The sequence below is a fragment of the Prevotella sp. C561 genome, assembly GCF_000224595.1.
GTDB classification, from domain to species: Bacteria; Bacteroidota; Bacteroidia; order Bacteroidales; family Bacteroidaceae; genus Prevotella; species Prevotella jejuni.
The window spans coordinates 354880-362932 of sequence record NZ_JH114140.1 but is presented as its reverse complement, the minus strand read 5'-3'; the positions used below and the strand labels follow the sequence as shown (position 1 = coordinate 362932).

At 39.7% G+C, this 8053-nt stretch carries 9 protein-coding genes and 1 pseudogene; 6 read left to right on the top strand and 4 right to left on the bottom strand.

Features of this window, described 5'->3' with window-relative positions:
• The first annotated feature begins 67 nt into the window (after positions 1-67).
• Positions 68-253: pseudogene (locus HMPREF0666_RS17855) on the top strand (hypothetical protein).
• A 63-nt stretch (positions 254-316) separates the two neighbouring features.
• Here the strand turns inward: HMPREF0666_RS17855 and HMPREF0666_RS17215 are convergent.
• The 3 genes from HMPREF0666_RS17215 to rfbC form a co-directional block, all read right to left on the bottom strand.
• Positions 317-484, bottom strand: a complete 168-nt coding sequence (locus HMPREF0666_RS17215; protein WP_009010828.1) for a hypothetical protein — start codon at positions 482-484, stop codon at positions 317-319.
• A gap of 457 nt (positions 485-941) precedes the next feature.
• A complete protein-coding gene (locus HMPREF0666_RS02960) occupies positions 942-1733 on the bottom strand; it encodes a DUF4738 domain-containing protein (RefSeq protein ID WP_042855940.1) in 792 nt (263 codons plus the stop codon).
• A 103-nt stretch (positions 1734-1836) separates the two neighbouring features.
• Positions 1837-2391, bottom strand: a complete 555-nt coding sequence (rfbC, locus tag HMPREF0666_RS02955) for a dTDP-4-dehydrorhamnose 3,5-epimerase (protein ID WP_009010825.1) — start codon at positions 2389-2391, stop codon at positions 1837-1839.
• A gap of 102 nt (positions 2392-2493) precedes the next feature.
• Here rfbC and HMPREF0666_RS02950 point away from each other — a divergent pair, with 102 nt between their 5' ends.
• Together HMPREF0666_RS02950 and HMPREF0666_RS02945 are read left to right on the top strand one after the other, a co-directional pair.
• Entirely contained in the window at positions 2494-3525 is a 1032-nt protein-coding gene (locus tag HMPREF0666_RS02950) for an SPOR domain-containing protein (protein ID WP_009010824.1), read from the top strand.
• Positions 3526-3713: 188 nt separating this feature from the next.
• Entirely contained in the window at positions 3714-4247 is a 534-nt protein-coding gene (locus HMPREF0666_RS02945; protein WP_009010823.1) for an FHA domain-containing protein, read from the top strand.
• Positions 4248-4579: 332 nt separating this feature from the next.
• On the opposite strand, the gene HMPREF0666_RS02940 is transcribed toward HMPREF0666_RS02945, so the two are convergent.
• Positions 4580-4966: a DUF1573 domain-containing protein gene (locus HMPREF0666_RS02940; RefSeq protein WP_009010822.1), complete on the bottom strand. Its 387-nt coding sequence runs from the start codon at positions 4964-4966 to the stop codon at positions 4580-4582.
• 294 nt (positions 4967-5260) lie between these two features.
• Between HMPREF0666_RS02940 and aspS the strand changes: the two genes are divergently transcribed.
• The 3 genes from aspS to HMPREF0666_RS02925 all read left to right on the top strand — a co-directional run bounded on the left by aspS (position 5261) and on the right by HMPREF0666_RS02925 (position 7938).
• Positions 5261-7018, top strand: coding sequence for an aspartate--tRNA ligase (aspS, locus tag HMPREF0666_RS02935; RefSeq protein ID WP_009010821.1), 1758 nt, complete (start codon positions 5261-5263; stop codon positions 7016-7018).
• Positions 7019-7263: 245 nt separating this feature from the next.
• Entirely contained in the window at positions 7264-7545 is a 282-nt protein-coding gene (locus HMPREF0666_RS02930) for a winged helix-turn-helix domain-containing protein (RefSeq protein ID WP_009010820.1), read from the top strand.
• 63 nt (positions 7546-7608) lie between these two features.
• Entirely contained in the window at positions 7609-7938 is a 330-nt protein-coding gene (locus tag HMPREF0666_RS02925) for a hypothetical protein (RefSeq protein ID WP_009010819.1), read from the top strand.
• Positions 7939-8053: the final 115 nt, after the last annotated feature.

The window sequence follows — 8053 nt, the reverse complement described above, 5'->3', positions numbered from 1 at the left end:
TATCTATACCTGTAATTATGCTTACGCAGATGTTTTCCAGACTGATTTTGGATAGTGCCTACAACTTATGGGAATGATATTGTGTATTGCCTCAAGTCACATTGTGGGGTAAGGGGATATTGTAGGCAGAAGTGGGTGCTTCAAGTTCAAATTATCTGCAAATTCAGTAATGAGAGGACGTGTAAACGCAATAAGAACCTTCAAGGGCTTAGTTGCGGATTTGAGGTTAAATAAAATATATGAGAACTGCTAATATCGAATTGAATACATTGTTCAATGCCGATGTCTTTGGCCTGAAAATGTACCAAGTTATTTTTTAATCATTACTTAGTCGGCTCTCGTTTCCGCCAACTATCTCCAGTGCTATTGCTTTAGGATACTTCATTAGCTTTCGCTTCTCAAACATCTCACTCAGTAGTCGCTGTTCGCGTGAGAGTGTTTTGGTAAGTTCTTCTATTGTTCTAAAGTGTGACAGTATGTCCATGTGCTTGTTTTATATATCAACAGTGTGACAGTCTTTGACTCTCTTATTATATTAAGGTGGAAATTAGCAAAACTTCTTACTGTACCAATCTTGCATGAGTAAGATTTTTCTTACTACTTGGTCAGCACCTTATACTTTAGGTATTAAAGCAGATACAAATATAATAATAACTTTTGAAGAATGTGGTCAATTCTCGATAAAATCTTAGTAACATACGGTAAACTTGCCCTATACGAGTCTTATCATGGGCATATTCGTATGATAAGAGTACTAAAAGTCAATCTTTTATGGCTCGTGATATAACATTAAAGTTATATGTTTACCAGTAAGTTATATGACATTCTCTTTATTTTAAGTTTAATAAGAGTGTAATAAAAAACCGCACTTAGTCACAATCATAACTAAGTGCGGATTAGTCTTTAATCTCCTTTTGATTATCCTTTCACGGCAGTCAATATTACTTCAGTTTCTTACTCATTCTTCCATCAGGCGTCACCCTCAGCTCGATAACGTATGTTGTGTCAGCATCAGGAATACCAATGATGACATAGTAGTAGAGAGCCTTGGCATCAGCATGGGTGAAATACATCTTACGAAGGATGCTTCGAGAGAGAAAGTCCTTCGGGATGAGCGACTGAAACTCTTGTTTACGGAAATCGTGTGCGAAGACTGGTGTACCGTGATTGTACAACCGCAAGGCTGCAACATTGTCCAGATACATGTTGTCTACTTCAACTCCATTGTCGTTGTACGTAGACTTCACTACCTTATCAGATGTCGTTTGCACATGTACCTTGCTCTCGAAATAGCCCAAGTCAGTGCGGATAACCGTGTCTTGCGATTGCTCTAAGAAAGTGTTCATCGCATAGACATGATAGTTGAAAGCTGAGTAGAGCGCTTTGTCATTTGTTTTTGTAAGTTTTACTTCATCACCATTTTGATTGGCAAACTTAAACAGATGAGGTGCTTGTTTCTCTATCTTATATCCATGGACATTCTGACCTTGCAGATAGATAGTGTCTTGATAGATCCAGAAGCGCACAGGCACACTCGCTGAGTCAGGGTAGAAAATACTATCACCCTTTACTAACATGGCAGGGTCACTATTCTCACCATTAGTCCATAAGCCCTGCAACATCTCTTTAGCCTGCTTGTCCTCGTTTTGTTGCTGATAGTCGGCTCCACGATTGCGACAGGCTGTCAAGAGAATTAACAACACCAATATGCAGGTAAATAACTTCCGTTTCATCTTTACAGATAGATAATAGAACACATTATCCATGCGTTCGTAAATGATTGATTTATGGCGGATACACAACCGTTGTGCCCGCTATTGATAAATCGATTGATACTTATTCGAATACTTTAGCCTCTTTCAAAGCTAAGCCTTTATTAAGGTCTTTGTCTGAAAGGATAACATCCTTCGCATCAATAGGCCATGTAATCCCTACGGTCTCATCGTTCCATTTAATGCTGGCCTCAGTCTTTGGATTATAAACATTGTCCACCTTATAAGTAAAGACAGCCTCGTCAGAGAGAACAAGGAAACCATGTGCAAAGCCACGTGGTACAAAGAATTGACGCTTATTGTCCTCAGATAGTTCTACCATGACATACTTGCCGAAGGTAGGAGAACTCTTGCGAAGGTCGACAGCCACGTCAACAACCTTACCTTTAATGACACGCACGAGTTTAGCCTGTGCTGTGTCGCCCTCTTGATAGTGCAGACCACGGAGAACACCATAGCTTGACTTAGACTCATTGTCCTGTATGAAATCTACATGGTAACCAATGTGTTGGTCAAATTCTGCCTGTTTGAATGATTCGAAGAAATAACCTCTTTCGTCATTAAATACTTTAGGTTCTATAATCCAAACACCATCAATTTCTGTTTTAATAAACTCCATAGCTTTATTTTTAGTTCTTATTGCAAAGATAAGAAGTTTTATCGATTATCAGAAGGATTATTTCCTTTTTCATATATTAAACAGGATTTTAACGTCACGGACTTGCCTCTTCCAAATAATTTATTTAATTTTGCAAACGTGATAAAACTCGACCGACATATTGAAATCCTGCTTTTGGAGAATGACTGTGTCATTGTTCCAGGCTTAGGCGGCTTTGTTGCGCATCGTATTCCTGCTCGATACGATGAGCAGGATGGGTTATTCCTGCCACCTTATCGTACACTTGGCTTTAATGCACAGCTCAGAATGAACGACTCTTTGTTGGTTCAGTCTTATGTTGATGCGTATGATTTAAGTTACCCTGAAGCGTTACAGCAGATTGAGAACGAGGTAGAAGAGATTTATCAAGCATTGGGCGAAGAGGGCGTTTTTGAGTTGAATGACCTTGGAAGCCTATCGAGGAACAGTGATGGTAACTTAGCATTCGAACCTTTCGAGAGTGGTATTCTGACGCCATTGTACTATGGCTTGAGTAGCTATGAGCTCCCTAAGCTTATCAGTAATAATCAGTCTGCTACCTCGATTGCTGATATTAAGTCGCAAAAGCAGGGTGTTGTTTTCGTTGACGATACTGACGCTACGAACAAACGACTTAGCATTAGCATGCGTGCAGTACGTAATGTCGCGGCTGCAGCGATCTTCCTTACAGCTGTCTTCCTTGTTGCTTTCCCTGGTTCAAACCGTAATGGCATCGCTGATAAGCAGCAGATTAAGAGCGGTGTGCTCTATAATATATTCGATTCTGACGACACCTCCAACACTTATAAGCAACTTGATGCACTGACTTCTAATAGTCACCCTATGGGTATAAAGCATCAGCAGGAGGCTACAATCGTTGCTTCTCATTATTGGTCAATCGTTATGGCAAGTCATATTACGGAGAGTAATGCGCGTGCCTTTGTAGCGAAACTGAAGAAGAACGGCCTTACTGACGCACGTGTCTATGATGGTCCTGAGAGTATAAAGGTGCTTTATGGTTATTTCTCAAGTCCTAAAGAGGCTACTGAAAGGATGAAGGTAATCAATAAGACTACTGAATTTAAGGAAGCGTGGGTGATTGAGATAGGGAAGTAAGAGCAATACTTGTTTGTGTAACGAGCGTTTACTTGATTATTTTCTTATTATCATTGTTTGTCAAGAAAGATATATGAATGAAGGCTAATCATAATCCTTTAATGTCTTAGTCTTATTCATTTTTCATAGCTCCTCTTTCTCTTTTTCCATGAAGTGAGGGGTGTTTTTATTAATAATACTTTTATTATATGAAGCGTGTTAGATGTCCGAAGTGTGATAACTTCATAACTTTCGACGAAACAAAATATAAGTCTGGACAACGACTTGTATTCCAATGTCCTCAGTGTGGGAAGGAGTTTGGAATCCGTATCGGTGTCTCTAAACTACGTAAGACACAAAAGGAAGAGAACAATTCGCCTATTGATGAGAATGTAGAAAGCCAATATGGCTCTCTTCATGTGATAGAGAATGTGTTTCATTTCCGCCAAGTCATCCCCCTACAAATGGGTGAGAATGTTATTGGTCGATACATGAAAGGGAATCCTATTAACTGTCCGATAGAGACGGTCGACCCGAGTGTTGACATGACGCATTGTACTATTACGGTTAGTAAGGACAAGAATGGCAAACTACAGTATGTATTGCGTGATGGTCCTTCTTATACTGGTACTTTCGTTGATAATGTTATCCTTGGCGACCGCGAACGGCGTGTGATAGAAGGTGGTACACTTTTTACGATTGGTGCTACGAGTATTATTCTTCAAACCCCAGACGGAGATTGATATAAGAAAATAGTTTACAGTCGAGAGGGTTGGTTGTTCTTGAATACCTACATGACGTCTCTTTTAATTGACTCTGTAACTGGCAGGAATACAATTAGTTGTGATGTCGGTTTGAGAGAAGGCTTAGTAAGGTTCAAGAAGGGCGTTAGTAAGATGCAAGAAGGGCGTCTTCTAAATGCTTGTCAAGGCTTGTCTTGAATGTTGTAAAGCCTTGTTTAAAATGTACTCGTGAATTTTTATTACAAAAGATAACGATTGAGCAATGGTGATAAAACAATAGAGCCAGCTTTTACAGATGCGTAAAAGTTGGCTCTATCATTTGTGTCTATAAGTTATTTACCCGTCATGACACCTTCTATATAGAGTCGTGTCATCTCCACTTTTCCGTTAGTACGAACGGTAATACTCTTCTTGAAGTGTCCAGGGAACTTACCTGTTCCGTTGTAAGTCACGTCAATCGTACCCTTCTGACCAGGAGCAATCGGACGCTTGTCATAGTTAGGTATGGTACAACCACAGCTTGCAACGATCTGATTAATTACCAATGGCGCCTTACCAACATTAGTGAATACAAACGTTGTCTTGTGCACTGGGTTGTCATCAGAGAATGTTCCGAAGTCGTAAGTCAACTTATCAAATTTAATTTCTGCCTGATTCTGTGCTGCTGCAAATGTCAGTCCGAAGACTAACATAAGTGTCATTAATAAGAACTTCTTCATGTCGTTTTAATTTAATTGATATTTATTAAGTTCGATGCAAAAGTAATCAGAAAGTTTATAGATACACTATAATTTTACAATAATTAAGGAGATATTGTTATTTTAATGACTTTCTATATGTTATCTTAACAATAAAACCAACGGTAGTCCTTTATATTTTTAATAAGGTGATACCCTTTTTTAATATAAAGTTCGTATCTTTGCAGTAGATTAATTAAACCGAACAGTTGGGGATAAGATTTCCTTTTTTGTTAATTGAAACGGCGAAATATAATAAAACATATAATATAAGGTATGTATAGAACAAATACTTGTGGAGAGCTGCGCCTGTCGGATGCAGGCAAGGAGGTAACCCTCGCGGGATGGGTACAGCGCGCACGTAAAATGGGAGGTATGACTTTTGTCGACCTTCGCGACCGCTATGGTATTACCCAGTTAGTCTTCAATGAGGCCGATAATGCAGACCTTTGTGGCGAAGCTAATAAGTTGGGACGTGAGTATTGCATCCAAGTTAAGGGTGTTGTCAACGAGCGTCAGAGTAAGAACAACAAGATTCCAACAGGTGATATTGAGATTATTGCTAAGGAACTGAAGGTGCTTAGCAGTTCTCAGACTCCTCCTTTCACAATAGAAGAAAACACAGACGGTGGTGATGACCTTCGTATGAAGTATCGCTACTTAGACCTTCGTCGTGAGGCAGTGCGCAAGAACTTGGAGCTGCGTCATCGTATGACGATACTTATTCGTAATTTCCTTGATGCTGAAAAGTTCATGGAAGTGGAGACTCCTATCCTCATTGGGTCTACCCCTGAGGGTGCACGTGACTTCGTGGTACCATCACGTATGAACCCAGGTCAGTTCTATGCACTACCACAGAGTCCACAGACTTTGAAGCAGTTGTTGATGGTAGCGGGTTTTGACCGTTATTTCCAAATAGCGAAATGCTTCCGTGATGAGGACTTGCGTGCCGACCGTCAGCCAGAGTTTACACAGATAGATTGTGAGATGTCATTTGTTGATCAGGAGGATGTTATCAACTTGTTTGAAGAAATGGCACGCCATCTTTTCCGTGAGATTCGCGGTGTCGAACTACCAAAACTTGAGCAGATGAAATGGCATGATGCCATGAAACGCTTTGGTTCTGATAAGCCTGACTTGCGCTTCGGTATGGAGTTTGTTGAGTTAATGGACGACCTAAAGGGTACTGGTTCATTCTCAGTATTTAATGAGGCTGCCTACATCGGGGGTATTGTTGTTTCTGGTTGTGCTGATTATAGTCGTAAGCAGCTAAATGAATTGACCGATTTTGTTAAACGTCCACAGGTAGGTGCTCAAGGCCTTGTCTTTATCAAGTATAATGCAGACGGTACAGTTAAGAGTTCTATTGATAAGTTCTATACAGAGGAGCAGTTGCTGAAAGTTAAGGAAACAACTGGTGCAAAGGATGGCGACCTCGTGTTGATTCTCTCTGGTAACAACGCTAACAAGACACGTGTACAACTGTGTTCTTTGCGTCTTGAAATGGGCGATCGCTTAGGACTTCGTGATAAGAATGTCTTTAAGTGTCTGTGGATTGTTGATTTCCCATTGTTTGAGTGGAGTGATGAAGAGCAGCGATTGATGGCAACACACCATCCATTCACGATGCCACACCCAGAGGATATCCACCTATTAGACGAACATCCAGAACAAGTACGTGCGAAGGCTTACGACTTTGTATGTAATGGTATAGAAGTTGGTGGAGGCTCACTTCGTATTCACGATACGCAGTTGCAAGAGAAAATGTTTGAGGTTCTCGGCTTCACACCAGAGAGTGCTAAGGCACAGTTTGGCTTCTTGATGAATGCCTTCAAGTATGGAGCGCCACCTCATGCAGGTCTTGCTTTCGGTCTTGACCGCTTTGTAAGTATCATGGCAGGTCTTGACTCAATCCGTGACTGTATTGCGTTCCCTAAGAACAATAGTGGACGTGATGTCATGTTGGATGCTCCTTCGTTTATTGACCAGAAACAGTTAGACGAGTTAGAGATTAAGTTAGACTTAAAGGACTAATCCTCCTATTTGGTTGATATACATCAAAAAAAACAAGGGGAGAGTCCTAAAGCATTCAAAATCTTTTACTTTTCGTCGTAAGTATTTGATACTTTGAATTATTTGATGTACTTTTGCAAATGATTAGTAACGTTCAATAGTAGATGATTAATATCTCTTTTAATGTTTATAAAAGTAATAGTTGCAGATAAAAACAAATTAGATAATATTCGATTGCTTGAACAATACTTTAATTGTGTATAACTATGACAGAAAAGAAAGAAGTTAAGTCTGCTCCTAAAGCAGTAAAGAAAGCTCCTGCTAAGAAGGCCCCTGCAAAGAAAGCAGTTGTAGCTATTAACGCAGAGAATGTTGGTTTTAAGGCCGGTGATGTTTACAATGCTCTTGCTGCCGAGGCTAAGGCTTTGACTGTTGCAGAGATTGTTAAGGCTGCAAAGATTAGTTCTGAAGAGGCTTATCTTGGTATTGGATGGCTCTTCAAGGAGGGTAAAGTGAAAGGTGAAAACGACAAGGTTACTCTTGCTTAATTAGAGTAATTATCATAACAAAGGAGGGAGTCTGTATGATAAGTGTATAGGCTCCCTTTTTTTATGCAGTACGATAAGGAAATATTACGGGTTCTTGCTGAAGCAGGCGACGAGGGACTTTCTGTACAGAATATCTCCCGTCATGTTTTTAATGCTTGTAACTCGTTTTTTAATCCTATCGATCAAGACGAGGTTCGTAGGTATGTTCAATCGTATCTTTTGAAGAATAGCAAGACTGCGAACGCTCTTTTAGCTAAGAATAAGAAAGGAGTTTATAAACTTAATGCTAATAATCAACTATCTGAGCAGCTACTTTTCCAATTCCATGATGAACCAGAGGTGTATAAAGAAAAACCCATTATAGATCAGAGTCTGAGCCTCTTTGATGACTAATAAATGTCCTTGTAGCTTCGAGAAATCCGTATAAACAGTACTAAAAATAAAAAGCTACATTAATTATTGCCGTTGTTCATTTTTATTTGTATATTTGCAAGCATATTAATTCATT